Source organism: Amycolatopsis sp. EV170708-02-1 (genome assembly GCF_022479115.1).
Classification (GTDB): Bacteria; Actinomycetota; Actinomycetes; order Mycobacteriales; family Pseudonocardiaceae; genus Amycolatopsis.
On sequence record NZ_CP092497.1, the window covers coordinates 3,156,590 to 3,182,114 of the forward strand.

24 protein-coding genes and 1 tRNA gene are annotated in these 25,525 nt (G+C 67.4%); 21 read left to right on the top strand and 4 right to left on the bottom strand.

What is annotated here, in order from left to right:
• The first annotated feature begins 34 nt into the window (after positions 1-34).
• The gene (locus MJQ72_RS14710; protein WP_007028810.1) at positions 35-604 is read left to right on the top strand and encodes a helix-turn-helix domain-containing protein; all 570 of its coding nucleotides are present in this window, start codon (positions 35-37) and stop codon (positions 602-604) included.
• Positions 605-613: 9 nt separating this feature from the next.
• Here the strand turns inward: MJQ72_RS14710 and MJQ72_RS14715 are convergent, their stop codons facing one another.
• Positions 614-1,027, bottom strand: coding sequence for a tetratricopeptide repeat protein (locus MJQ72_RS14715; protein ID WP_240599697.1), 414 nt, complete (start codon positions 1,025-1,027; stop codon positions 614-616).
• Between the two features lie 71 nt (positions 1,028-1,098).
• Here MJQ72_RS14715 and MJQ72_RS14720 point away from each other — a divergent pair, with 71 nt between their 5' ends.
• The 12 genes from MJQ72_RS14720 (at position 1,099) to MJQ72_RS14775 (ending at position 14,073) form a co-directional block, all read left to right on the top strand.
• Positions 1,099-1,587 (top strand): glyoxalase/bleomycin resistance/extradiol dioxygenase family protein, encoded by a 489-nt coding sequence (locus MJQ72_RS14720; protein ID WP_240599698.1) that lies wholly within the window; start codon positions 1,099-1,101, stop codon positions 1,585-1,587.
• 104 nt (positions 1,588-1,691) lie between these two features.
• Positions 1,692-2,978 (top strand): phosphopyruvate hydratase, encoded by a 1,287-nt coding sequence (gene eno, locus MJQ72_RS14725; RefSeq protein ID WP_038508280.1) that lies wholly within the window; start codon positions 1,692-1,694, stop codon positions 2,976-2,978.
• 186 nt (positions 2,979-3,164) lie between these two features.
• On the top strand, positions 3,165-3,527 hold the full coding sequence (locus tag MJQ72_RS14730) for a septum formation initiator family protein (RefSeq protein ID WP_123799156.1): 363 nt from the start codon (positions 3,165-3,167) through the stop codon (positions 3,525-3,527).
• An 88-nt stretch (positions 3,528-3,615) separates the two neighbouring features.
• Entirely contained in the window at positions 3,616-4,131 is a 516-nt protein-coding gene (locus MJQ72_RS14735) for a DUF501 domain-containing protein (protein ID WP_240599700.1), read from the top strand.
• A gap of 181 nt (positions 4,132-4,312) precedes the next feature.
• Complete coding sequence (locus MJQ72_RS14740; protein ID WP_240599701.1) at positions 4,313-5,473, top strand: lytic transglycosylase domain-containing protein; 1,161 nt, start codon at positions 4,313-4,315, stop codon at positions 5,471-5,473.
• A 22-nt stretch (positions 5,474-5,495) separates the two neighbouring features.
• Entirely contained in the window at positions 5,496-6,449 is a 954-nt protein-coding gene (locus tag MJQ72_RS14745) for a Ppx/GppA phosphatase family protein (RefSeq protein ID WP_240599702.1), read from the top strand.
• Between the two features lie 257 nt (positions 6,450-6,706).
• Positions 6,707-8,326, top strand: coding sequence for an ABC transporter substrate-binding protein (locus tag MJQ72_RS14750; RefSeq protein WP_240599703.1), 1,620 nt, complete (start codon positions 6,707-6,709; stop codon positions 8,324-8,326).
• An 87-nt stretch (positions 8,327-8,413) separates the two neighbouring features.
• Entirely contained in the window at positions 8,414-9,340 is a 927-nt protein-coding gene (locus MJQ72_RS14755) for an ABC transporter permease (RefSeq protein WP_016337270.1), read from the top strand.
• A complete protein-coding gene (locus MJQ72_RS14760) occupies positions 9,333-10,286 on the top strand; it encodes an ABC transporter permease (RefSeq protein ID WP_240599704.1) in 954 nt (317 codons plus the stop codon). Before MJQ72_RS14755 ends, MJQ72_RS14760 begins: the two co-directional genes overlap by 8 nt.
• Before the next feature lie 5 nt (positions 10,287-10,291).
• Positions 10,292-11,284: an ABC transporter ATP-binding protein gene (locus MJQ72_RS14765; RefSeq protein ID WP_038508287.1), complete on the top strand. Its 993-nt coding sequence runs from the start codon at positions 10,292-10,294 to the stop codon at positions 11,282-11,284.
• Complete coding sequence (locus MJQ72_RS14770) at positions 11,277-12,275, top strand: ABC transporter ATP-binding protein (RefSeq protein ID WP_037340729.1); 999 nt, start codon at positions 11,277-11,279, stop codon at positions 12,273-12,275. The genes MJQ72_RS14765 and MJQ72_RS14770 overlap by 8 nt, the downstream gene beginning before the upstream one ends.
• A gap of 76 nt (positions 12,276-12,351) precedes the next feature.
• The gene (locus MJQ72_RS14775) at positions 12,352-14,073 is read left to right on the top strand and encodes a S8 family serine peptidase (RefSeq protein WP_240599705.1); all 1,722 of its coding nucleotides are present in this window, start codon (positions 12,352-12,354) and stop codon (positions 14,071-14,073) included.
• Positions 14,074-14,135: 62 nt separating this feature from the next.
• Here the strand turns inward: MJQ72_RS14775 and MJQ72_RS14780 are convergent, their stop codons facing one another.
• Positions 14,136-15,632: a S10 family peptidase gene (locus MJQ72_RS14780; RefSeq protein ID WP_240599706.1), complete on the bottom strand. Its 1,497-nt coding sequence runs from the start codon at positions 15,630-15,632 to the stop codon at positions 14,136-14,138.
• Between the two features lie 28 nt (positions 15,633-15,660).
• Here MJQ72_RS14780 and MJQ72_RS14785 point away from each other — a divergent pair, with 28 nt between their 5' ends.
• The 5 genes from MJQ72_RS14785 (at position 15,661) to MJQ72_RS14805 (ending at position 19,016) form a co-directional block, all read left to right on the top strand.
• Positions 15,661-16,341 (top strand): endonuclease V, encoded by a 681-nt coding sequence (locus tag MJQ72_RS14785; RefSeq protein WP_240599707.1) that lies wholly within the window; start codon positions 15,661-15,663, stop codon positions 16,339-16,341.
• Positions 16,338-17,030, top strand: coding sequence for a uracil-DNA glycosylase (locus MJQ72_RS14790; protein ID WP_240599708.1), 693 nt, complete (start codon positions 16,338-16,340; stop codon positions 17,028-17,030). The genes MJQ72_RS14785 and MJQ72_RS14790 overlap by 4 nt, the downstream gene beginning before the upstream one ends.
• An 84-nt stretch (positions 17,031-17,114) precedes the next feature.
• The gene (locus MJQ72_RS14795) at positions 17,115-18,443 is read left to right on the top strand and encodes an NAD(P)/FAD-dependent oxidoreductase (RefSeq protein ID WP_005155795.1); all 1,329 of its coding nucleotides are present in this window, start codon (positions 17,115-17,117) and stop codon (positions 18,441-18,443) included.
• Between the two features lie 290 nt (positions 18,444-18,733).
• A complete protein-coding gene (locus tag MJQ72_RS14800; RefSeq protein WP_240599709.1) occupies positions 18,734-18,916 on the top strand; it encodes a hypothetical protein in 183 nt (60 codons plus the stop codon).
• A gap of 23 nt (positions 18,917-18,939) precedes the next feature.
• Positions 18,940-19,016, top strand: a tRNA-Leu gene (locus MJQ72_RS14805).
• A gap of 15 nt (positions 19,017-19,031) precedes the next feature.
• On the opposite strand, the gene MJQ72_RS14810 is transcribed toward MJQ72_RS14805, so the two are convergent.
• Complete coding sequence (locus MJQ72_RS14810; protein WP_240599710.1) at positions 19,032-21,830, bottom strand: BTAD domain-containing putative transcriptional regulator; 2,799 nt, start codon at positions 21,828-21,830, stop codon at positions 19,032-19,034.
• A gap of 166 nt (positions 21,831-21,996) precedes the next feature.
• Here MJQ72_RS14810 and MJQ72_RS14815 point away from each other — a divergent pair, with 166 nt between their 5' ends.
• The 3 genes from MJQ72_RS14815 (at position 21,997) to MJQ72_RS14825 (ending at position 24,268) form a co-directional block, all read left to right on the top strand.
• Positions 21,997-22,416, top strand: a complete 420-nt coding sequence (locus MJQ72_RS14815; protein ID WP_240599711.1) for a hypothetical protein — start codon at positions 21,997-21,999, stop codon at positions 22,414-22,416.
• Between the two features lie 108 nt (positions 22,417-22,524).
• Positions 22,525-23,760, top strand: a complete 1,236-nt coding sequence (locus MJQ72_RS14820) for a sulfite oxidase (protein ID WP_240599712.1) — start codon at positions 22,525-22,527, stop codon at positions 23,758-23,760.
• 1 nt (position 23,761) lies between these two features.
• A complete protein-coding gene (locus MJQ72_RS14825; RefSeq protein WP_240599713.1) occupies positions 23,762-24,268 on the top strand; it encodes a winged helix-turn-helix domain-containing protein in 507 nt (168 codons plus the stop codon).
• Here MJQ72_RS14825 and MJQ72_RS14830 read toward each other — a convergent pair.
• Entirely contained in the window at positions 24,255-25,448 is a 1,194-nt protein-coding gene (locus tag MJQ72_RS14830) for a type I restriction endonuclease (RefSeq protein WP_240599714.1), read from the bottom strand. The genes MJQ72_RS14825 and MJQ72_RS14830 overlap by 14 nt on opposite strands.
• Positions 25,449-25,525 lie beyond the last annotated feature (77 nt).

A 25,525-nucleotide genomic window follows, 5' to 3' on the forward strand; every position in this document is an offset into this window, starting at 1 on the left:
GCAAAGTTCATTGCCGATTTGGCAAACTGGGGGCATGGAGGACATCGAACGGCGGCTCGCCGAGGTCGGCCCGAAGCTCAAGGCCCTTCGCAAGGAACGCGGCACCACCCTGTCCGCGCTCTCGGAGGCGACGGGGATCTCCGCCAGCACGCTCTCGCGGCTCGAATCGGGTACGCGGAAGGCCACGCTGGAGCTGTTGCTCACGTTGTCGGCGGCGCATCAGGTCCCGCTCGACGAGCTGGTCGGCGAACCCGAACCCGCTGATCCGCGGGTCCGGATGAAGGCGCAGAAGTTCGGCCGGTTCACCGCTTGGGCGCTGACCGCGCAGCCGGGCCAGCCGCAAGCGTTCAAGCTGCTGATTCCCGTCGAGGACATCGAGCCGGTGCAGCGCACCCACGAGGGCTACGAGTGGATGTACGTCCTCAGTGGACGGTTGCGGGCGTTGCTCGGCGATCGCGACTTCACGATGGGCCCCGGCGAGGCCGCGGAGTTCGACACGCGGGTGCCGCACTGGTTCGGCAGCGCGGGGCCGGGGCCGGTGGAGCTGCTGGTGCTGTTCGGCAAACAGGGCGAACGGGCCCATCTGCGGGCCAGGTCGAAATGAGGCGCCCGGTCAGTCGCGCAACGCGATCCGCGCGCTGACCTCGCTGATCGCTTCCAGATACTCCGGGATCGGGTGCATCGCCGACGCTATCCGCATCTGCGCGAGCGCCTCGGTCAACCGGCCGAGGCGCTGGAGGGTCCGTCCGAGTACGAACCGCGCGTAATGATCGGTGGGATCCAGCTCCAGCACCCGGGTGAAGGCGCGCTCCGCCCGCCGCAACTGTGCGGAGTGGAAGTACGCGCGGCCGGCCAGCAACTGAACGCTCGGTTTGTCGGTTTCGTGCTCCAGCAAGGGCTCGAGGGCCTTGAGGGCGTCGAGCGGCCTGCGGCTTTCGACCAGCGCCTCCGCTTGCCGGAAGGCGCGGAACCGAGACTCGCCGGACGAGTCCTCACCGGGTTCTGGGGCGGGTTCGGCATCCATCATGGTCCGCTCCACGATACGCCTGGGCAGGGCCGATCTCGACTGCTGAAACGGTCATGGTGGACTGTCCTGCCATGAGCAGTACCGAAGCGGATAGGCCCGAAAACGAGCCCGGATACCTCGGGCTCGCGCCGTACCTCTACTACGCCGACGCCACCGAGGCGGTCGCGTGGCTGGTCAGAGTGTTCGGGTTCACCGAAGAAGTGCGCTTCGCCGACGCCTCCGGAGAGGTGTTCCAGGCCACGCTGTGCGCCGGTCCGGCCAAGATCCAGCTGGCCGGGGTCGGCCCCGCGTACTGGCAGGCCAAGGGCGTCGACGGTCCGGTCGGGCAGCTGAACATCGTTTACGTCGCCGACGCCGACGCGCAGTACGAGCGGGTCCGCGCCGCGCTCGGCGACGACGCCGACATCGACGCGCCCCAGGATCAGCCGTACGGCGCCCGCGTGTTCACCGTCTCCGACATCGGCGGCAACAGCTGGACCTTCTGGCAGCAGATCTCCGACACCGTCGAGCTTCCGTCGGGCTGGAAGGAAGTCCGGGCGGACGAACCAGCCGAGGAATAGGTCTGGTCAGCGCGGGATGTGGCGCGTGCCTCCAACGGGTGAACTGCGGTGACGGCTAGGCTGGGCCCGGTCACCGCAGGCACAACCCACATGAGGAGCATGGCGTGGCGCTCATCGAGCAGGTAGGCGCTCGCGAGATTCTGGACTCGCGAGGCAACCCGACGGTCGAAGTGGAGGTGGCTCTCGACGACGGCACGCTGGCGCGGGCCGCGGTCCCCTCGGGTGCGTCCACCGGCGAACACGAAGCCGTCGAGCTGCGTGACGGCGACACCGGCCGCTACAACGGCAAGGGTGTCGAGCGCGCGGTCGCGGCCGTCCTGGACGAGATCGGCCCGGACCTGGTCGGTACCGACGCCGTCGATCAGCGCATCGTCGACCAGAAGCTGGTCGACCTCGACGGCACGCCGGCGAAGTCCCGCCTCGGCGCGAACGCCATCCTCGGCGTTTCGCTCGCCGTCGCGAAGGCCGCCGCGGAGTCGGCCGAGCTGGAGCTGTTCCGCTACCTCGGCGGGCCGAACGCGCACGTGCTGCCGGTGCCGATGCTGAACATCCTCAACGGTGGCGCGCACGCCGACACCGATGTCGACATCCAGGAATTCATGATCGCGCCGATCGGCGCCGAGTCGTTCCGCGAGGCCCTGCGCTGGGGCACCGAGGTCTACCACTCGCTGAAGTCGGTCCTGAAGGGCCGCGGCCTGGCGACCGGCCTCGGCGACGAAGGCGGCTTCGCGCCCAGCCTGAAGAACAACCGCGAAGCGCTCGACCTGATTCTTCAGGCGATCGAGAAGGCCGGGTACGCCCCGGGCCGTGACGTCGCGCTCGCGCTCGACGTCGCCGCGACGGAGTTCTTCTCCGACGGCGCGTACACCTTCGAAGGCGCAAAGAAGAGCGCCGAGCAGATGTCCGCCTACTACGGCGAGCTCGTCCGCGACTACCCGCTGGTGTCCATCGAGGACCCGCTGAGCGAGGACGACTGGGACGGCTGGGTCCAGCTGACCACCGAGATCGGCGAGAAGGTCCAGCTGGTCGGCGACGACCTGTTCGTCACCAACCCGGACCGCCTCGAAGAGGGCATCACCCGCCGCGCCGCCAACGCGCTGCTGGTGAAGGTCAACCAGATCGGCACCCTGTCGGAGACCCTCGACGCGATCTCGCTGGCCACCTCGTACGGCTACAAGTCGATGATGAGCCACCGGTCCGGCGAGACCGAGGACACCTTCATCGCCGACCTCGCCGTCGCGACCGGTGTCGGCCAGATCAAGACCGGCGCCCCGGCGCGCGGCGAGCGGATCGCCAAGTACAACCAGCTGCTCCGCATCGAGGAGACCCTCGCCGACGCGGCACGCTACGCCGGCGACCTCGCGTTCCCGCGGTTCAGCGCCGAGGGATAACGAACGATGGCGGACCGGGGGAGGGCGCGGACCCGTCGTAGCGGGCGCGCGAGCGGTGGCGGCTCCAGCAGGGGCCGCCGGCCGGAGCGTGCCCGTCGCACGACGACGACGGAGGTCCGCGCCCGAACCCGGCTGCGCCGCAGCCTGGCGGCGAAACGGGCATCGGGTGCCGCGAAGGTGCTCGGCATGTCCACCACCCGCCGGGCCGCGGTGGTGGCGATCGTGGTGTGCGCGCTCGCGTTCACCATCGCCGTTCCGCTGCGCACGTACCTCAGCCAGAAGTCCGAGGTGAACGAACAGCAGCAGCTGCAGTCCGAGCTGCAGCGCAGCGTCACCCAGCTGGAAGGCCGCAAGGCCGAGCTGAGCGATCCGGCGCAGATCGAGGCCGAGGCCCGTAAGCGGTTCGGTTTCGTGAAGCCCGGCGAGACGCCGTACATCGTGCAGCTCCCCGAGGACAAGGCGCCCGAGCAGGGACAGCCGCAAGGTCAGCAGCCGGTGCCCGCGGGCTCCTGGTACGAGAAGCTGTGGGATCAGGTCGCGGGCGGCTGAAGGGGACCTTCACCGCGTGAGACGCGGTGAAGGGAGCTTTCACCACGTCCTATGCGGGGAAAGCGTCCTTCAGCCGCGCGTTAGCCTTATGAGCGTGAACAGCACGGAAAAGTCTTCCTTCGAGCCTGTGACCGACGCCGACCGCGAGATCATCGCGGAACAGCTCGGCCGGGCACCCCGTGCGCTGCGCGCCGTCGCCGCGCGCTGCCCGAGCGGCCACCCGTCGGTCGTGCAGACCAGCCCCCGCCTCGACGACGGCACGCCGTTCCCCACGCTCTACTACTTGACCTGCCCGAAGCTGACTTCGATGGTCGGCACGCTCGAAGCGTCCGGGCTGATGAAGGAGATGACCGACCGGCTCTCCGAGGACCCCGAGCTGGCGGCCACCTACCAGCGGACCCACGAGAGCTACCTCGCCGAACGCGACGCCATCGACCCGCTCGGTCACGAGGTCAGCGCGGGCGGGATGCCCGGCCGCGTCAAATGCCTGCACGTCCACCTCGCGCACACGCTGGCGGTCGGCCCCGGCGTGAACCCGTTCGGTGACGAGACCCTCGCGTTGCTCAAGGCGAACGGATGGCCATCGGGCGACTGCCAGGGGTAACACCGGCCGCCGATGTACAGATAGTTCCTCCAGGCGGGTTAATTCACCCGATGTCGGCCAACTGGTCGTCCTCAATGGGGTGAAACCGGTCACCGCATGCGGCAGGCTGGGTACCAGTCGTGGGTTGCCGGGGTGGGTGTACCGGATCACGAGCCGTGATCCGTCGGGAGGGTTCACAGGTATGCGCGTGAGGCAGGTGCCAGGCGCGGTCTCCGGTCATGTCCGGAGACTCTGTCTCCGGCACCGCACGATCGCCGCGGTGACCGGAGGTGTCCTCGCCATCGTCCCGGCCGGTGCCGCGGTCGTCGGTGCCGGCAGCTGGGCCGCGACGGCGAGCACGATCCATACCGACAACGTCGCCCTCGTCGGCGGCTACGACCCGAAGAACCCGCTCGTCCAGCAGATCGGCGTCGACGGCAGCCTGCCGAACGCGCCGACCCCGCTGCCGCTCCCGGCGGACGAACTCCCCAACGGACCGCTCGGCATCCCGGTCACGGCGCTCGCCGCGTATCGCAACGCCGCCGACATCCTCATCGCCGAACAGCCCGGCTGCCATATCGACTGGGCGCTGATAGCGAGCATCGGCCGCATCGAGTCCAACCACGCGCGCGGCGGTTTCGTCGACGCGAAGGGCAACACCCTGGAGCCGATCCTCGGCCCGCAGCTCAATGGAGCCGGGCCGTTCGCGGCCATCCCGGACACCGACGGCGGCAAATTCGACGGTGACACGGTGTGGGATCGCGCGGTCGGCCCGACGCAGTTCATCCCGTCCACGTGGAAGGGCTACGCCTCCGACGGCAACGGCGACGGCGAAGCCAATCCGAACAACATCTTCGACGCGGCGCTGGGCACGGGCCGGTACCTGTGCTCCGGCGGCCTCGATCTGTCGAAGCCGGATCAGCTGCGCGCCGCCGTGTTCCGCTACAACAACTCGGACACGTACGTGAACACCGTGCTGATCTGGGCCGAGGCCTACCGCACGGGGGTGCTGCCGACGCCGGACAGCAAGGTGCCGATCGGCGCCCCGAACGCCGGTGCCGCTCCGCCGCCCGTGTCGGTACCGCCGCCTCCGGTGCCGTCGACACCACCCGGTTCGGTGACGCCGCCGCCGTCGACCTCGCTGCCGCCGAGCAACTCGGGTTCGTCGTCGTCCAAAACGCCGACGACAACCCCGAAGCTGCCGCCGTGCCCGACGGTCACCGAGACGGAGACGCAGCCGACTTCGACCACGAGCACGAGTCCGACGACCACGACGCCGACTCCCGCGCCGACCTGCTCGTCACCGACGACGACCACAACGACGACGACGGTGTCGTCGGCGAGCGGTTCCAAGACGCCTTGATCGCGTTGTCTAAGCTCGGGGCATGCCTCGTGTTGCCGCGATCGACTGTGGGACCAACTCCATCCGCCTGCTCGTCGCCGAGCTGACCCCCCGCCACGACGGGACGGTCGACCTGCGCGACCTGCACCGCGAGATGCGGATCGTCCGCCTCGGCCAGGGTGTGGACGCCACCGGCAAGCTGGCGCCCGAGGCGCTCGAGCGCACCCGCAAGGCGCTGGCCGACTACACGATCGCCGCGCGCCGCAAGGGCGTCGAGAAGGTCCGCATGGTCGCGACGTCCGCGACCCGCGACGCGAGCAACCGCGACGAGTTCTTCGCGATGACGCGCGAGGTGCTCGGCACCGAGGCCGAAGTCATCAGCGGCGACGAAGAGGCCCGCCTGTCCTTCACCGGCGCCGTCGGCGAGCAGGATCCCGACGACGGCCCCTTCGTGGTGGTCGACGTCGGCGGCGGCTCGACCGAGCTCGTGGTCGGCACCTGGGACGGCCGTCAGGCCGAGGTCATCGCGGCCAAATCGGTCGACATCGGCTGCGTGCGGATCACCGAACGCGCGCTGAAGTCCGACCCGCCGACCGCGGCCGAGATCGCCGAAGCCCGCGAGCTGGCCGCGAAGGTGCTCACCGAGGCTTTCGACGTCGTCGACGTGTCCACCGCCAAGACGTGGATCGGCGTCGCCGGGACGGTCACGACCCTGACGGCCGTGGCGCAGGGCCTGTCGGAGTACGACTCCGATCGCACGCACCTTTCGAAGCTCTCCCACGCCGACATCGACCGCGTCGCGCAGTCGCTCCTCACGGCCGACCACGCCACCCGCGCCGCGAACCCGGTGATCCACCCCGGCCGGGTCGACGTGATCGGCGGCGGCTCGGTGATCGTGCAGGTGCTGGCGGAGCAGTTCGCCACGCGCGGTGGTCCCGACGAGCTGGTGATCTCCGAGCACGACATCCTCGACGGGATCGCGTTGTCGTTGGCTTGACAGTCGGGTTTTCTCTTACGTGAAGCCATTTCTTTAGGTGATCAAGTGGTGACCTCCAGTCCGGATTGAGCCATTCGGCCCAGCCCGGTTCCTACCAACGTTGTGCTCTAACCGGGTGGTCCGGGAGACCGTCACACATTTGCAACACCAACGCACTGTGATCGGCTTCACCTGTCCCATAGCGTCGTCTCACCTTCTGGGCGGTAGGGCGCGACCAGCGCCCGCCGGACTATCCGACGACGAGAGTTGGAGGGGACATGCGGGCTTCACGCGGGTTCTGGGGAGCGACGGCGGTGGTGGCCACGGCGGCCCTGCTGCTGACGGCCTGTGGGGGTGGTGGGTCCAGTGAGAACAAGGGATCCGGCGCCACCGACGCCAACGCGTCGGTTTCGGTCTACGGCACCGAGCCGGAGAACTCGCTGATTCCCGCCAACACCAACGAGCTCGGTGGGTCCAAGGCCCTCAAGCCGGTCTTCTCGGCGCTGGTCGGCTACAAATCCGACACCGCCGAGCCGTACAACCTGATGGCCGAATCGATCAACACGACCGATTCCAAGGTCTTCGACATCAAGATCAAAAAGGGCTGGAAGTTCCACGACGGGACCGAGGTCAAGGCCAAGAACTTCGTCGACGCCTGGAACTACAGCGCGAACGGCAAGAACGGCATGCAGAACGCGTCGTTCTTCGAGCAGATCCAGGGCTACGACGAGATCAGCGCCAAGGAACCCGCCGTCCAGACGATGTCCGGGCTCAAGGTCGTGAACGACTACGAGTTCCAGGTCACCCTCAAGGGCCCGTTCTCGGTGTTCGCCACCAAGATCGGTTACCTCGCCTTCGCGCCGCTGCCGGACAAGTTCTTCGCCGACCCGGAGGCCTTCGCCAAGGCCCCGATCGGCAACGGTCCGCTGAAGTTCGTTTCGCGCACGCCCAACCAGAACATGAAGCTCACGCGGTACGACGAGTACCAGGGCGAGGACAAGGTCAAGTTCAAGGACCTGGAAGTCCGCATCTACACCAGCCAGGAGACCGCGTACCAGGATCTGCTGAGCAACCGCCTCGACTTCATGGAGGCGCTCCCGCCTGCGGCGAAGGCCGGTGGCAAGTACAAGACCGACCTCGGTGAGCGTCTGGTCGAAGGGAAGCTGCTCGGTATCAGCGCGCTCGCGCTCCCGTACTACGTCCCGGGTTACAACAACCTCGACCTGCGCAAGGCGATCTCGCTGGCCATCGACCGCGAGCAGATCGTCAAGACGGTCATGAACGACACCTACGCGCCCGCCGACGGCTACGTGTCGCGCGGTATCGAGGGCTACCGGCCCGGTGTCTGCGGCGAGTTCTGCAAGTTCGATCCGGTGAAGGCCAAAGAGTTCTTCGCGAAGTCCGGTTTCACCGGCAAGCTGACCATCGCCTCGAACGCCGACGGTGGCCGCAAGGAGCCGCTGGTCGCGGCGTGCAACAGCATCAAGAACGCGCTCGGCGTCGAATGCGACTTCGTGCCGGCGACCGACTTCGGGCAGTGGCGCAGCATCGTCAACAACCGCCAGCTGACCGGGATGGGCCGGTCCGACTGGTCCGCCGACTACCCGTCGATCGAGAACTACCTGAACCCGCGCTACAAGAGCACCGGTTCGTCGAACGACTCCACGTACAACAACCCGGCCGTCGACGCGCTGCTGACCCAGGCGGACCAGACCGCCGACAAGGCGGCCGCGATCAAGCTGTACCAGCAGGCCGAGGAGCTGATCGCGAAGGATCTGCCGCAGATCCCCGTGTGGGAAGAGAAGGGTGTCGGCGGCAAGTCGAACCGGCTCAAGGTCGCGAAGCTCGACTTCGGCCGGCTCGCGGACTACTCGTCCATCGAGGTCGCGGCGAAGTAATCGCGTGGTCGTGCCGGCCGGGAGCGCATCGCTCCCGGCCGGCCGGACCCACGGCTCCCACCACGCGATCCCCAGGACGGCACGCCCATGCCCCAGTACATCCTTCGACGCCTACTTCAACTCATCCCGGTCTTCTTCGGTACGACGTTCCTCATCTACGCCCTCGTGTGGGCGGTGCCCGGTGACCCGTTCGCCGGCAAATGCGGCCAGGTCGCCTGCCCGCCCGCCTACATCGAGATGATGACGGCGAAGTTCAACCTCGACGATTCGATCTTCGTCCAGTACTTCAAATACCTCGGCAACCTGTTCACCGGCGACTGGGGCGAGACCTTCAACGGTGTCTCGGTCGGCGAGCTGATCGGCAACGCCTATCCGGTGACCGTGCGGCTCGCCCTCATCGCGGTGGCCATCGAAGCGATCATCGGCCTGTCCGCGGGCATCCTGACCGGCCTGCGCGGCAAGGGTTTCCTCGACAACCTCGTGCTGATGTCCACCACGTTCCTGATCTCGATCCCGGTGTTCGTCACCGCGATCGTGCTGCAGATCGTCCTCGGTTCGGAACTGGGCATCATCGACGCGAGCGTGTCCGAGGACGCCACGATCGGCGAACTGATCGTGCCCGGAATCGCGCTCGGCAGTCTTTCCATGGCCTACATAGCCCGGCTGACCAGGACGAGTATCGCGGAGAACCGGCACGCCGACTACGTCCGCACGGCCGTCGCGAAAGGACAGCCGCGCAGCCGGGTCGTCGGTGTGCACCTGCTCCGGAACTCGGTGATCCCGGTGCTGACCTTCATCGGCACCGACATCGGCGCGCTCATGGGCGGGGCCATCGTCACCGAAGGCGTGTTCAATATCAACGGCATCGGCGGGCTCATCTTCCGCGGTATCCAGAACCGGGAGGGCGCCACCGTCACCGGCGTCGTCGTCCTGCTGGTGATGGTCTACCTGCTGGTGAGTCTCATCGTCGACCTGCTCTACGCCGTTCTCGACCCGAGGATCCGTTATGACTGACCCCAACGTGGCCGGCGGAGTGTCCTCTGTGGACGTCGCGAGCGCCGGTGTCGCCGACGATTCCGCGGTGGCGCACAAACCGCGCAGTCTCGGCGGCGACGCCTGGCGGATGTTGCGCAAGCGCCCGTCGTTCATCATCTCCGCCGTCATCATCGCGCTCGTCGTGCTCATCGCGATCGCGCCCGATCTGTTCAGCTCCCGGCCCGCCGGGTTCAGCGATCTGCTCCACGCCAACGAAGGACCGTCCGCGGACGCCTGGTTCGGCTACGACAACCAGGGCTACGACGTCTACGCGCGGACCATCCACGGCGCGCGGGCGTCGCTGCTGGTCGGGGTCTTCGCGACGATCCTGACGATCCTCATCGGTTCGGTGGTCGGGATCATCGCCGGGTACTACGGCCGTCTCGTCGACAGCCTGTTCTCGCGGGTGGGCGACATCTTCGCGGCGCTGCCGTTCGTGCTCGGCGCGATCGTCATCCTGACCACGTTCAACGCGCCCGGCTCGAATCCCGGTGTGGTCACCATCATCGTGCAGGTGGTCGTCTCGATCGCCGCGCTGAGCTGGCCGGTGGCGATGCGGATCATGCGGTCGGCGACGCTGGTGGCCAAACAGCTCGACTACGTCAAGGCCGCGCGCGGTCTCGGCGCGAGCACGCCGCGTATCGTGTTCCGGCATCTGCTGCCCAACACGGTCGCGCCGGTGCTGGTCTACGGGACCATCGCGCTCGGCGCGTTCATCGGCGCGGAAGCGACACTGGCGTATCTCGGTGTCGGTGTGCGGCCGCCGGTCGTCTCGTGGGGTGTGATGATCAGCGACGCGCGGGACTACTTCCGGGTGAATCCGCACATGCTGTTGTTCCCCGCCGGGTTCGTGACCATCACCGTGCTCGCGTTCGTCATGCTCGGTGACGGGATCCGCGACGCGCTCGACCCGAAGGCCCGGTGATCGGTGTGACCGACGAATTGCTGCTAGAGGTGGAAGACCTCCACGTCGAATTCCGCACCTCCGACGGTGTCGCGACCGTGCTCAACGGCGTCGACTACTCCGTGCACGCCGGGGAAACCCTTGCCGTGCTGGGGGAATCGGGCTCCGGCAAGAGTGTCACGGCACAGACCGTGATGGGCATTCTCGACAGCCCTCCCGCCGTCGTCACCGGTGGCGCGGTCCGGTACCGCGGCGAGGACCTGCTCACCGCCACCGAAGAGCGGCGGCGCGAAGTGCGGGGCGGGGAGATCGCCATGATCTTCCAAGACGCGCTGTCGGCCTTGAATCCCGTGTTCACCGTGGGATTCCAGATCGAGGAGCAGCTGCGGGTCCGGCTCGGCATGTCCAAAAAGGACGCACGCAAACGGGCGATCGAACTGCTCGACATCGTGCGCATCCCCGCGGCCGCCCGCCGCGTCCGCGAGTACCCGCACCAGTTCTCGGGCGGGATGCGGCAGCGCGCGATGATCGCCATGTCGCTCGCGCTCGACCCGGATCTGCTGATCGCGGACGAGCCGACGACCGCGCTCGACGTCACCGTGCAGGCCCAGATCATGGATCTGCTGGCGGAGATCCAGGCCGAACGGCGGATGGGGCTGATCCTGATCACGCACGACCTGGCGGTGGTCGCCGAGGTCGCCGACCGGATCGCCGTGATGTACGCGGGCCGGATCGTCGAACAGGCCGACGTCACCGAGCTCTTCCGCTCGCCGGGGCATCCCTACACCGAGGCGCTGATGGCCTCGCTGCCGCGGCTCGACCTCAAAGGACAGACGCTGGAGACCATCAAGGGCCTGCCGCCGAGCCTGCTGAACGTCCCGCCCGGCTGCCCGTTCCATCCGCGGTGCCCGCGGGCGGAAAGCCGGTGCGAGACCGAACGGCCCGCCCTGCACAGCCTCGGCTTCGGCCGGGTCAGCGCCTGCCACTTCGCCGACGAGGTGGTGAGCGGCCGTGTCTGAGCCCATTCTGCGGGTCGAGAACCTGGTGAAGTACTTCCCGGTACGGGCCGGGATCCTCTTCAAACGCACCATCGGGCATGTGAAGGCCGTCGACGGGGTCTCCTTCGACCTGATGCCGGGGGAAACGCTGGGCGTCGTGGGGGAGTCCGGTTGCGGCAAGTCCACGCTGGCCCAGGTGCTGATGCGGCTGGAGGAGCCGACGGGCGGGCTCGCGACCTTCGAAGGCCGCGACATCTTCGCGTTGCGAGGAGCCGAGCTGAGGAGGCTGCGGCGCGAAATCCAGATCGTGCTGCAGGATCCGTACACCTCGCTGAACCCGAGGATGACGGTCGGCGACATCATCGGCGAACCCTTCGAAATCCACACCGAGGTGGCGCCGAAGGGCTCGCGGGCGGCGAAGGTGCGGGAGCTGCTCGACGTCGTCGGATTGAACCCCGAGCACATCAACCGCTATCCGCACCAGTTCTCCGGCGGACAGCGTCAGCGCATCGGGATCGCGCGGGCGCTGGCGTTGCGGCCGAAGGTCATCATCTGCGACGAACCGGTGTCCGCGCTGGACGTTTCGATCCAGGCGCAGGTGATGAACCTGCTCGGTGAACTACAGAAGGAATTCGGCCTTTCCTATGTGTTCATCGCACACGATCTGTCCGTTGTCCGTCACCTTTCCACGCGAGTGGCGGTGATGTATCTCGGCAAGATCGTGGAAATGGGGACGGAAGAGGAGATCTATGAACATCCGTCGCATCCCTATACGCAGGCGCTGCTGTCCGCGGTGCCGGTCGCGGATCCGGCGTTGCGCGGGCAGCGGCAGGTGATCCGCCTGGAAGGCGACGTGCCGAGCCCGCTGGATCCGCCGTCCGGCTGCCGGTTCCGCACCCGGTGCTGGAAGGCGCAGGACATTTGCGCGGATCAGGAACCCGAATTGATCACCCGGTCGGGCGGGCATTTGTCCGCCTGTCATTTCGCGGAAGAGAAAACCGTCGTCCCCTGACTTTCGTAGGGACTTCGTTGATACGCGGCGATCGCTGACGTAGTTTGCACGAATAGTTTTCTTCAGGAGGCAGGAAGTGAAAAAGCCAAGATCTCTCGTGATCGCGCTCGCGGTACCGCTGTTCGGTGCAATCGTGGCCGCGCCGACGGCTTCCGCGCAGCCACAGCTTTCCGGTGCGGCGACCGAATTCTCCGTCCTGGCCCGTGAAGGCCAAAGCGTGGCCTCGGTGGAAAGGGCGATCCGCGCCGCCGGGGGCACCGTGGTGACGAGCAACGCCGCGGTCGGCCTGATCACCGCGACCGCGCCCGCCAACGGTTTCGCGGAACGGGTCTCCGCGGACCGCGCGGTTTTCGGTGCCGCAAAAGCGAAGGCGATCGGCACCGCGCCGAAGCAGGGCAAGGTGAAGGACAAGCCGGGTGCCGTCGAGAAGGAGGGCCGCGGCGGCGCGTCGGCCAAGAAGCCGGTGCAGGCGAACGCCGCCGGCATGGACCCGCTCGACGATCAGCTCTGGGGCCTCAAATCCGTCCGGTCGGACCTTTCGCGTACCAAGCAGCCGGGTGACAAGCGGGTGAAGGTCGGCGTCATCGACACCGGCGTCGACGGCAGTCACCCGGACATCGCGCCGAACTTCGACCGTGCGGCGTCGCGGAACTTCACGAAGGACATCGTCACCGATGTGAACGGCGCCGTCGTCGACGGGCCGTGTGAGTTCCGTAGCTGTGTCGACCCGGTGGACCACGACGACAACGGGCACGGCACGCACGTCGCCGGCACCATCGGCGCGGCCGCGAACGGTTTCGGTGTCTCGGGGGTCGCCCCGAACGTGACGCTGGTGAACCTCCGCGCCGGGCAGGACTCGGGCTCGTTCTTCCTGCAGCCGACCGTGGACGCGATCACCTACGCCGGCGACGCCGGTGTGGACGTCGTGAACATGAGCTTCTTCACGGATCCCTGGCTGTACAACTGCACCGCGAACCCCGCGGACTCGGCGGAGCAGCAGGCCGAGCAGCGCACCATCATCGAGGCGACGACCCGTGCGCTGAACTACGCGCACCGCAAGGGCGTCACCCAGGTCGTCTCGCTGGGCAACCAGCACAGCGACCTCGGCGCCCCGCAGCCCGACGCGTCGAGCCCGAACTACCCTTCGAACAGCACGCACCCGCGGCAGATCGACAACGCGAGCTGCCTCTCGCTGCCCGTCGAGGGCCCGCACACGATCGGCGTCTCGTCCTTCGGCCCGTCGCAGGCGAAGGCGGACTACTCGAACTACGGCGTCGAGCAGATCTCGGTGTCCGCGCCCGGCGGATACTTCCGTGACTACTTCGGCACCCCGTGGCACCGCACGAACGAGAACATGATCCTTTCGACGTACCCGCGCAACGTCGGTGTCGCGGAGGGCATGATCGACGCGGAGGGGAACCTCACGCCCGACGGTGTCGCCGCCGGTATCCAGAAGGCGACCGCCGCCGACGGCCGCGTCGGCTACTACCAGTGGCTGCAGGGGACGTCGATGGCGTCGCCGCACGCGACCGGTGTCGCCGCGCTGATCGTTTCGCAGTACGGCAAGGGTTCGCGCGACTTCGGGATGAACCCGGACGCCGTGCAGCGGGTGCTCGAGGGCACCGCTTCGGACATCGCCTGCCCGACGCCGCGGACCGTCGACTACCTGAAGGAAGGCCGGGACGCGTCGTTCACCGCGACCTGCACCGGTGACGCTTCGTTCAACGGCTTCTACGGCCACGGGGCCGTCGACGCCTGGTCGGCCGTGACGCGCGGTTCGCAGTACCTGCGAGGCTGATCTTCACCTCTCGTGAGTGGTAAGGACGGTTAGAACCGTCCTTACCACTCACGAGTATCCGGCTACTTTCCGGAAGCGGCCTTGATGAACTTCGCCAGGTCCTTCGCCTGCCGCACCCGCGACTCCTCGTGCACGTACATCATGTGCCCGGCCGGGTAGTACGCGGTGTCGATGTTCTCCCGCAGCTCCTCGGGAATCTGCAGGCGTGCCAGCACATGCTCCGAAGCGAAGTACGGCGTCGCGCCATCGTAGTGACCGAAGGCGACGTGTACGCGAAGATGCGGGTTCGCCCGCATGGCCGACGCGAGTGAGTCCACAGAGGACACCGAGCGCCCCTCGAAGTCCGAGTACGACCAGGCTTTGAAGACGTCCGTCGAGAGGATCTCGTACGGCAGGTCGTTCTCGTAGCCGAGTTCGGCCCGCACGTAGTGGTTGAGCCCGCCCGTGTAGGCGCCGATGATCCGCGAGATCGACGGGTCGTCGCTCATATGCTCGCGGCCGCCGTCGGGCTCCCAGGTGGTGAACCGGCCGTCCATCCGGCCGACGACCAGGCCCTTGTCCCGCAGCAGTTCGGTGAAGTACCGGACGTGCTCGATCCGCAGGTTGACCCGGTCCACATAGGACTCGCTCAGTCCGGTCAGCGAAGCGAGCGTCGCCACCGCTTCCGCGCGGTCCTGTGTGGACAGACGCGCGCCGCGGGCGAGGGCCCAGGGGAGTTCCTTTGCCGCGAAGTCCTCGGCGTCGGCGAGGACGTCGTCGAGCGGCCGGTCGCCGTGGAGCCCGTGGTAATGCGCGATCGCCGCGTACGTCGGCACGTAAAGCGAGTACGGCAGGTCGTTGCCCTCGGTGAACCGCAGCGTGCCCAGATCCAGCACGGAAGAGATCAGCAGGAGCCCGTTGAAGTACATCCCGTGGCGTTCCTGCAGATGCGACGCCAGCCCGGCCGCGCGGAGCGTGCCGTACGACTCGCCGGCCAGGAACTTCGGCGAAAGCCAGCGCTGTTTGCGCGAGACCCAGAGCCGGATGACCTCGCCGATGGACTCGATGTCGGCGGTGTACCCGTGGTACTCCTTGGCCGCCTCACCGTCCACGGCGCGTGAGTAGCCGGTCGACACCGGGTCGATGAACACCAGGTCGCTGTGCGCCAGCAGGGTTTCCTGGTTGTCGGTCAGCCCGTAGGGCGGCGCGACCGGGTCGTCGACGTCGCCCGAAAGCACGCGGCGCGGGCCGAGCAGGCCCATGTGCAGCCAGACACTCGCCGAGCCGGGCCCACCGTTGAACGCGAACGTGACGGGGCGCGAGCCGGCCTCCGCGTCGTCGAGCGTGTAGGAGGTCAGGAACACCTCGGCCTTGGCCTTGTGGCCTTCGGACTTGCCGTCGGTGATGACCTCCTTCCGCAGCACGATCCGCCCGGTTTGGGCGGTATAGGCGAGCTTCTTGCGCTTGAGCGTCAGCGTGTGCTTCGTGGTGACCAGGTCGTCGGTCGGCTCGACCTTGGTTTCCACCGACGGGGTGTCCTTCTCGTCGGTGGCCTTCGCATCGGGATTGGTGTCCGGCATGTCTCCAACTTACTGGCAGTCTGTAGGAGTGGACATCGTCACGGCGCATGATCGCCCGAGCACGCCCCGGCAGGCGGTCGAGATCCAGGAAACCCTGCGTGGCCTGGTCGATCTCGAAGATCGCTGTCCACAAGAGATCGTCACGGTCACCGGTCTGGACGTCGCGTACGACGAGGGCAGCGGCCTCATCGCCGCGGCCGCGGTCACCCTGGAGGCCTCCGGATTCCGCGTCGTGGAAAAGCGATCGGTCGTTTCCCGGGTTCCGTTCCCGTACGAACCGGGCCTTTTCGCGTTTCGTGAGCTTCCCCCGCTGCTCGACGCCCTCCGCGCGCTCGACCACGTCCCGGATCTGCTGGTCTGCGACGGGCACGGCCTGGCACACCCGCGCCGGTTCGGGCTCGCCTGCCATGTCGGCGTCGTGACCGGCCTCCCGTCCGTCGGCGTCGGCAAGACCCGGTTCGTCGGCGAGCACGACGAACCCGGCGGCACCCGCGGCTCGCGCGCACCCCTGCTGGACGAGGGCGAGGTCGTCGGCGCGGTCTTGCGCACCCAGGACGGGGTGAAGCCTGTTTACGTCTCCGTCGGGCACAAGATCTCGCTGGACAACGCGTGCCGCCAGGTGCTGCGGCTGGCCCCGTCGTTCCGGCAGCCGGAGACGACCCGGCACGCCGACCGCCTCGCCCGCGACACGCTGAAAGAAGCGTTATGAGGTTCCGTTCGCTCGCCGAACTCGACGCCGAGGTCGTGGATTGCCGTGCCTGCCCGCGGCTGGTCGCCTGGCGCGAGGAGATCGCCGTGGTCAAACGGGCGGCGTTCGCCGGCGAGACCTATTGGGCCCGCCCGGTGCCCGGCTTCGGCCCGGCGGACGCGTCGCTGGCGATCGTCGGCCTCGCCCCGTCGGCACACGGCGCGAACCGGACCGGGCGGCTGTTCACCGGTGACCCGTCCGGCGATGTCCTCTTCAAGGCGCTTCACCGGGTCGGAGTCGCCTCGCAGCCGACGTCGACCCATATAGGTGACGGGCTCGAGCTGCGAGGCACCCGGATGGTCTCCCCGGTGAGATGCGCGCCACCCGCCAACAAGCCCACACCTGAGGAACGGGAAACCTGCCGATCGTGGCTCGCGGCCGAGCTCACGCTGCTGAAGCCGACGCTGAAGGCCGTGGTGGTGCTCGGCGCGTTCGGCTGGCAGGCGTTGCTGCCGGTGCTCGCGGAGGCCGGCTGGCCGGTGCCCGCGCCACGCCCGAAATTCGGTCACGGAGTCGAAGTGGAACTCGGCGACCTGCGCCTTTTCGGCTGTTATCACGTGTCGCAGCGCAATGTCCAGACCGGCCGCCTGACGCTTGACATGGTGTGCGACGTCCTGGCCTCCGCGACCTCGGCGGCGGGCTTGAACTGAATCGGTGCGGAAACCGTGGCGACGCTGGTCACAGCCGGATGGGGTCTGCGAGCGATCTCAGCAGATGGGTGCGACTATAGGAATATGGCTGGTGTTAAGTCGGAACCGACACGGATCCTCGTCCTTGGTGGTGGGTACGTCGGGCTCTACACGGCGTACGGGCTCCAGAAGATGCTCCGGGCCAACGAAGCGTCCGTGACGGTCGTTGATCCGCAGCCGCACATGACCTATGCCCCCTTCCTGCCCGAGGCGGCGGCCGGTGCGATCGAACCGCGGCACGTGGTCGTGCCGCTGAGGCGCGTGCTCAAGCGCTGCCACGTGCTCACCGCGCGCGTGACGAAGATCGAGCACGAGCGCAAAGCCGTGACGGTCGAGGCCGCCGACGGGCACGTCGAGCAGCTGAACTACGACGTCCTCGTGGTCGCGCTCGGCGCCGTCGCGCGCATCCTGCCGATCCCGGGCCTGGTCGAAGAAGGCATCGCCTTCAAGACCATCGGCGAGGCGATCTACCTGCGCAACCACGTCATGACGAAGCTGGACGAGGCCGCCAGCACGCTCGATCCCGAGCAGCGCAAGCGCCTGCTGACGTTCACCGTCGTCGGCGGCGGGTTCGCCGGTATCGAAGCGCTCGCCGAACTCGAGGACATGACCCGGTTCGCGGTGGAGAACTACTACCCGAACCTCAAGGTCGAGGACATCCGCTGGGTGCTCGTCGAGGCTGCCGGGCGGATCCTCCCCGAGGTGCGCGAGACGCTCGGCGTGTACACCGTCGAGCAGCTCGAAAAGCGCGGCATCGAAGTCTATTTGTCGACAGCGGCGAAGTCGTTCGAGAACGGCCACGTCGTGCTCTCGGACGGCACCGAATTCGACACCGACACGATCATCTGGACCGCCGGTGTGAAGGCGAACCCGGTGCTCGCCAGCTCGGACCTGCCGCTGGACAAGCGCGGCCGGGTCGAGGCCACCGCCGCGATGCAGGTCGTCGGGCACCCCGACGTCTGGACCGCCGGTGACAACGCCGCCGTGCCGGACCTCTCGCGTACCGAGCAGGACCCGACCGCGACCTGCCCGCCGAACGCGCAGCACGCCGTCCGTCAGGCGCGCCTGCTGTCGAAGAACATCATCAAGGTGATCCGCGGCGGCAAGCCGAAGGACTACTACCACAAGAACCTGGGTGCGGTGGCCAGCCTCGGCCTGCACAAGGGTGTCGCCGACGCGCTGAACCTGAAGATCAAGGGCTTCCCGGCCTGGCTCTTCCACCGCGCGTACCACCTCAAGGCGATGCCGACGTGGAACCGCAAGATCCGCATCCTGTTCGACTGGATGCTCGGTGGCCTGTTCCGCCGCGAGGTCATCTCGCTCGGCCAGATCAACAACCCACGCGAGGAGTTCGACAGGCTGTCGAAGTCCTGAGTTCGTAAGTCCGTGAGGGCCTCCTTCCCTACCTTGAACGTAGGGAAGGAGGCCCTCACGGCGTTTAAGGTGTGCCGGTGCAGGCATTCCGGAAGCTGAAGTCGCTGTCCCGCTCGCGACCGGTCTGACTCCCGCGGACCTGGCGAAGCACGTCTTGGAGAGGATCGAGCGCGACAACGCGCACGCCCGCTCCCGGAAGAGGCGTTTCCGCCGGCGCGCGGTGTCGATCAGGCTGCTTCTGTGGTCGGCGCGCTCGAACCTTCTTCGCCTGGCGTTCCCTGTGGGTCCTGATGGAAGAGGTCCAGCTCCGGCTCTACCGTCTCCGCGACGAGCTCAGCTTCTACATCGCGTCGACCCCGCCCGAACGGATCGATCACCGGCTGATCAACGAGAAGTTCGAGGAGTACCAGGCCGTGTGGAACGGGCTCGGGCTCCGTTGGCTCGAATATCAGCGTACTGAAGCGGCGAACTGAGGGGGATCGCCTAGGCTGTCGGTGCCCCGGTAGCCCAACTGGCAGAGGCAGTCGACTTAAAATCGACACAGTGCGGGTTCGATCCCCGTCCGGGGCACCAGAAAGGCCGTGATCGTCAGATCCGTGTCGCGCGGGCGAGCCCGACCATTTCTGTCCAGTCCAGCCGGGCGCCCTCGGTTTTCGCGACGCGCCGCTGAGCCAGGGTGAGGATTCCGGCGAGTTCTGCCTCGTGGGGGCCCGCGCCGGCCTGGGAAACGCTCGTCCGGTCCAGCCCCAGCTGGTCCGCACGGTGGAGGATGGCGGCCTCCAGGGTGGCGGCGTCAACGGGCCTGCCGACGCGCAAAAGCAACTCCACGGCGACGTTCATCGTGAAGAGGACGTGACAGACGTCGCCCTCGGCTTGGAATCGGGTGATGGCCCGCCACACGAAGTCGGCTGCGTCGTCGACCTGGCCGGGTGTTCCCGCTTTCCGGAGCAGGGACTTTCCGAGCGCGAACTCCGCCCAGGCCGCGAGCCAGTGGAGTGCGGATCGTTCGGCCGATCGGGCGGTACCGGCCAAGGCCTCCTCGCCGGCGTGGACCTGCCCTTGTTCGACGAGAACGGCCCCGAGAACCATGCGGGCGCCGAGTATCAGCCAGATCGTCCGCGTTCGTCCGCCGATCGTGATCGCCTCCGTCGCGGCGGCTCGTGCCCGGCCGAATTCGCCGGTGTGCAGCCAGGCCACCGCGTGGTAAAAGAGCGCCGAACCATGCAGGATCCGGTGTTCTAGGTCGGTGTGCCCGCCTGTGAGTGCCAAGGTCTCGCCGCCGAGGCGGTGCCCTTCGGCGATGTCGCCGGCGAAATAGGCGAGGTTGGCGGCCGCGGAGAGTGCTCGTGCCCGGTCCGCCGTCGGCGCGTCGGTCGCCGTTCGCAGGGCCTCCCCGACGAGTGCCCTTCCCTCGGTGATGTGGCCACTGCGGGTCCAGAACCAGTCGAGCAGTCCGACCGTGCGCAGGGCCGCTTCCGGGCGTCGGGACAGGTCGTGGCCGATACCGGCACGCAGATTCGGCCATTCGCGGTTCAGCGCGGCCACTGCCCGGCCGGCGTGTTCGCCGGTGAACAGCGCGGCGTGGTCGGCCGCGAACCCGCGCATCCACGCGGCGTGCCGGTCCCGAGTGGCCACCGGCGCCGGATCCTCGGATTCACAGTAGGCGCGGATCGTTTCCAGCATGCGATAACGCGATGGTGTCGTCGTCGTGTCCGCCAGCACCACCGAGCGGGTGATCAATGATGACACCGAATTGAACACCGAAGCGTTGTCGCGTCCGCTGATGGTTTCGGCCGCGTCCAAGGAGAAGCCGCCTTCGAAAGGCCAAAGGCGCGACAAGAGTGTCCGATCGGCGCCCGGGAGCGGTTCGATGCTCCAGGCGATGGCTTCGCGGAGTGTCGCGTGCGACGTCAGCGATCCGCGTGGCACGGGCCCGAGTACGGCGAACCGATCGGCCAGTGCCTCGGCGATCTCGTCGAGCCCCAGGACATTCGCGCGGGCCGCCGCGAGTTCGACGGCCAGCGGGAGGCCGTCCAGCGTCTCGCAGACACGCGCCGCGTCGCGGAGCTCGCCGGGCGAGGGCGTCCATCCGGGGTGAGCCGCGCGTACCCGGTCGACGAGCAGCGCCACCGCCGTTTCGGTGCGCAGGGGATTCAGCGGCAACAACGCCTCGCCGTCGATGTCCAACGGTTCCCGGCTGGTGGTGAGGACGCTCAACCGGGGGCAACAGGCGAGCAGTTCAGTGACGAGTCCGGCGACGGCGGGGACGAGATGTTCGCAATTGTCGAGGACCAGGAGGCCGGATCGGTCCGCCAGTGCGCGGCACAGTGACCGCCGCGGATCTCCCGCGATCCTGACCAGCCCGACCCCGTCGGCGACGGCTTGCGGCACCACCGCGGCCTGACCGACGTCGGCGAGCCGGACCAGCCATGCCTCCCGGCCGGCCAGGTGCTCGACGACCAGCCGGGTCTTGCCGACCCCGGCCGGGCCTGCCACGGTCACCAGCCGCCGCTCGTCCAGGACTCGGGCGAGCGTCCGCAGCTCTGATTCCCGGCCGACGAACGCGTTCAGCGGACGGTGAGACGTGCCGGCGATCCGTGCGCTGTCCGGGGCGATTTCGGCCTGGCTCCGGACATCCGTGCCGAGGAGCGCCGGGTCGCCCGTGAGGATCCGCTGGCGCAGGTCTTTCAGCGCCGGGCCGGGGTCGATACCGAGTTCGGTGGCGAGCCGCTCCCTGGCCTGGTCGTAGGCGGCGAGCGCTTCGGTCTGGCGTCCGGTGACGTGAAGGGCACGCATGAGCAGCATCCACAGTGGCTCCCTGAGCGGATGCACCACCACCAGGCCACGCAGCTCTCCGATCACCGCGCCGTCCCCTATGGCCAGCCGCGCGCCGAGGTGATCCTCGGTGAGGACGAGCCGGATTTCGCTCAGGCGAGCCACCTCGGCCGCTGCGGCTCCATGCAACTCGACGCCGTCGAAGGGGTGTCCGCGCCACAGGCGAAGCGCGGTCCCGAACCGTCGCGCGGCGTCCGCGTGCTCGCCCGCGCGCCGGGCGGCGTAGCCTCGCGCCACGAGGTCCTCGAAAACGGCCAGGTCCACTTCGTCCGGTCGCGCCGAGATCTGGTAGCCGCCGCCGGTCGCCGCCAACCGTCGCTCGCCCTCCGGCGCGAGCGCTCGCCGCAACCCGGCGATATGGCCGCGCAGGTTGACCGCGGCGGATCGGGGCGCCGGCTCACCCCACACCATGTCGATCAACTCGGCGTTCGGCACGACCTGGTTGGACCGCAACAACAACGCCGTGAGCACCGCCCGCTGACGTCCGGACCCCACCTGCCGGGGCACTCCTCCGGCGACCACTTCCAGCGGCCCCAACACCCGGAATTCCATGATCCGCCCCCGGCTCGCTGAGGCGATCTCAGCAATTCCGGATTCGTGTTGTCAACCATTTCGCCCTTTGGGGCAGCGATTCCTGTACTCGGGCGAGTACGCGGCCTGTACTCCGGTCGTCGCACAGTGGGGCTCCGGTAATCATTCTGAATTCAGGGGAGTAATCATGGGTAAAGCGTTGAGGTGGGCCGCGGTGTTCGCGCTGGTGACCGCGGCCGGTTTCGGCACCGCAGCCGCGCAGGCGTCGCCTTCCGAGGGAACTGGAGCCGTCGTTTCCCGGCAACAGGTTCTTGAGGCGGAAGGCGACCGAACCGCGCTCGCTCCCGGGACGGCCCACGGAGGGCGAGTCCTGTACTGCGGTATCAAGGGACTGAGGAATCTCTGGCTCCCGATCGGTGGTGTCCGTCCCGGCCACGGGGTCGTGCTTTCGGTCGCCGAATCGGGGAGCGGTGGCGTCGAATTCATCGGCAACGCGGTGATGAACATCCAGAGCACCGCGGTGCAGACCGATGGTGTGCTGTTCCAGGTCGACGTGCAATGGGACAGCGGGCTGTGCATTTGGGTGAAGTACGTCGCCGTCCTGTGACGTGGATCCGGAGGCGGCGACCGCCGCCTCCGGGCTCACCGGACGCAAAGTGTTCCGCTCTGTGGACATGCTGGTCCGCGCGGTCGGCCGCTGCCGACAATGGCCCACATGATCGGAACCGGCCTGACCGACGAAGCCGTTTACGACCGCACGCGGATCGAGCAATGGCGGGCGGGGAAGGCGCTGTCGCGGCGCGGGATGCTTCGGCTCACGGCCGGCGGCTCACTCGCTCTGACGGCGTTCGGCGCGCTTCCGTCCGGGACGGCGTCGGCGGCCACGCCGATCGTGAAGCCCCTGCCGCCGGAGATCTTCGAGGTCTACGGCACCAACGCCGAGACCCGCTGGGAGGCGCTGAGCGGCCAGGGCTATCTGACGCCGATCGAACGGTTCTTCGTGCGGAATCACACCGCCACTCCGACGATCGACGTCGGCACTTGGCGGCTGAAGCTCTTCGGGAGCGGGCTGCGTGGAGGGCCGGTCGAGTTCAGCTACCGAGACCTGCTCCGGTTGCCTTCCGAGACGATCACTTCCGCCATCGAATGCGCGGGCAACGGACGGAGTTACTTCACCAGCCAGCAGGGCCAAACGGTGTCGGGCACGGCCTGGAAGCTCGGCGCGATCGGCGTCGCGCGCTGGCGTGGTGTCCGGCTTTCCACGGTGCTGGCCAAGGCGGGCCTGACGCGGAACGCGGTGGACGTCCTGCCGGAGGGGCTGGACGCCGATTACGTCACCGGCGGGGTCAACCTGGGAAAGGTGCGCCGCCCGCTGCCGGTCGAAAAGGCATTGCAGGACGTTCTGCTGGCCTACGAGATGAACGGGCATCCGCTCCCGCCGGACCACGGCCATCCGGTGCGGCTCGTCGTACCCTCCTGGGCCGGGATCTCGTCGATCAAATGGCTGGGGCGCATCGAAGTCTCGGAAACGCCACTGGTGTCCCCCTGGAGCACGCAGTACTACCGGCTGCTCGGACCGGACTATCCGGCGGAGGGCACTCCTGTGACGCGGCAGGTGGTCAAGAGCGCGTTCGAACTGCCGTGGAACGGCGAGTTCGCGGCAGGCGGCAGGCAGGTGCTGCGCGGCCGCTCGTGGTCGGGAAACGGCCGGATCCGGCGGGTCGAAGTCGACACTGGAGGCGGTTGGCGGCAGGCGAAGTTCGTGGGCGCGGCCGCGGATCGAGGATGGCAGCGCTGGGAGATCCCTTGGCGCGCCGGTGTTCCCGGTGCCCATACGCTGCGGGCGCGAGCCACGGACATCACCGGTGCCAGCCAGCCCGACGTCACCCCGTACAACACCCAGGGCTACCTGTTCGACGCCGTCGTCCGTCATCCGGTCCGGGTGGTGTGAGATGACGCAGTCGGTCGCGGCGAGCTTCGAGCCGACCGTCGAGCTGACCCTGGCGTTGCGGGTCAGCACCGACTCCGAGCACGCCGCCACGATCGCCGCGCGCCTGCTTGAGTCCTTTGAGGACACTGTCGGCGTCACGCTGACGGCACGGACCGTCCAAACCGGTCAGGTCGTCGAGCTCGCCGGGCGAAGGCGATCGGGTGCGCCCGCGCCGCCGCTGCGCATCGAACCGGATTCGCGACGTGTGCTGCTGCGCGGTGAGGTACTGGAGTTCACCAGGCTCGAGTTCGACCTCCTGCTGTTCCTGAGCCGGAATCCGGACCGAGTCTTCGACCGCATCACCCTGATGGAGCGGGTGTGGGGTCTGTCCGGCGGCAACGGGCGGACCGTGGACGTCCATGTCCGCAAGATCCGCGGCAAGCTGGAACCCGTGCTGACGCCGATCGTGACGGTGCGCGGGGTCGGTTACCGGTTCGACGGGGCGGGCTTGGTGTTCATCGCGGACTGAGTGGCGAGTCCGCGCCGTTCGACTCTGTGCCTTCGATCGTCATGGGCTCGGAGGTGGCCGGAGAGTTGTATCGAGTCACAGTCTTCCTGAGGTGATCTGCGTGCTGGTAGATCTCCTCGACTGTCGTGATGGGGATGCGTGTCTCCACCTTGTTCTCGTCGAAGACGCCGAGATACTTCTTTGAGCGGTTGAACCACAGGCGAGCGATCGGTTTACGATTGTTGTCGTCCAGCAGGACGCCGAAGTAGGTCTTCGTATCGCGCGCGATGACCCTTGCTGCCGGGACCTCTCGACAGACGATTGCGCGGACGATTCGGTATCCCTCAAGTTCTTCTTCGGTCGTCACCACATCCCCGTTGCTGTCACGGGGCCTTGCTTCAGCAGGGACCTCGGGGGCATTGTCGACACGATTTTCCTGCTCGGAGAGATTGGGTGCACCGGCTGAAACGCTGACGAATGAATCGGGTCCGCCCAGCGCGTTCTTCAGACGGTCGTTGACCTGCTCGTTGAGGAATTGGCGGGCCGCCTTGTCCACAAGCGGAGCGAACTGGTCGCGAACCCGCTGAGTGAAGGAGCCCTCGTAAACGCGGCCTGCCAAGAACTTCACCCACTCATCCTCGGGTGTCTTGAACTGGGTCGCGAGGATCCGCTTGATCTGGCCGATGTACTTGAGTTCCTCGGCGGCATTGATGACCGAGTCCAGGTTGAACGACTCTTTGCTCAACTTCGCAAGTTCAGGAATGAGGGTCTCATCGATATCCGAAAAATCGAGAACCAGAAAGGGTTTCGCATCCATTCTGTTCGGCGCGTCCAGATCGGTGTAAAACTGGTATGTTTCGCCATTGGTGAGGATGGCGATCCTCGCATTTGTCACGGCGAAGTACCGGAAAAGCTGAGAAGCATGCTCAAGGCGAAGCGGATCGTTGATCTTCTTGGCTTCGACCAGTACCTGTACCTGTCCGTCGTGCACAATGGCGTAGTCGATCTTCTCGCCCTTTTTGGTGCCGACATCAGCCGTGAATTCGGGGATGACTTCCGCAGGATTGAAGACGTCGTACCCGAGTACTGTGCTGATGAAGGGCATCACGAAAGCGTTCTTAGTGGCCTCTTCCGTTTGGATGTCGGCCTTGTGCTTCCGAATTTTCAGAGCCAGAGCCTGTGCGCGCTCTGCGATCTCCATAGTGATGTCCTCCATATGACACGTTTCCTCGGTGCGCGATGGCCGCACCTTCCCCAGTGGCTCTCGCTGCGTTGCGG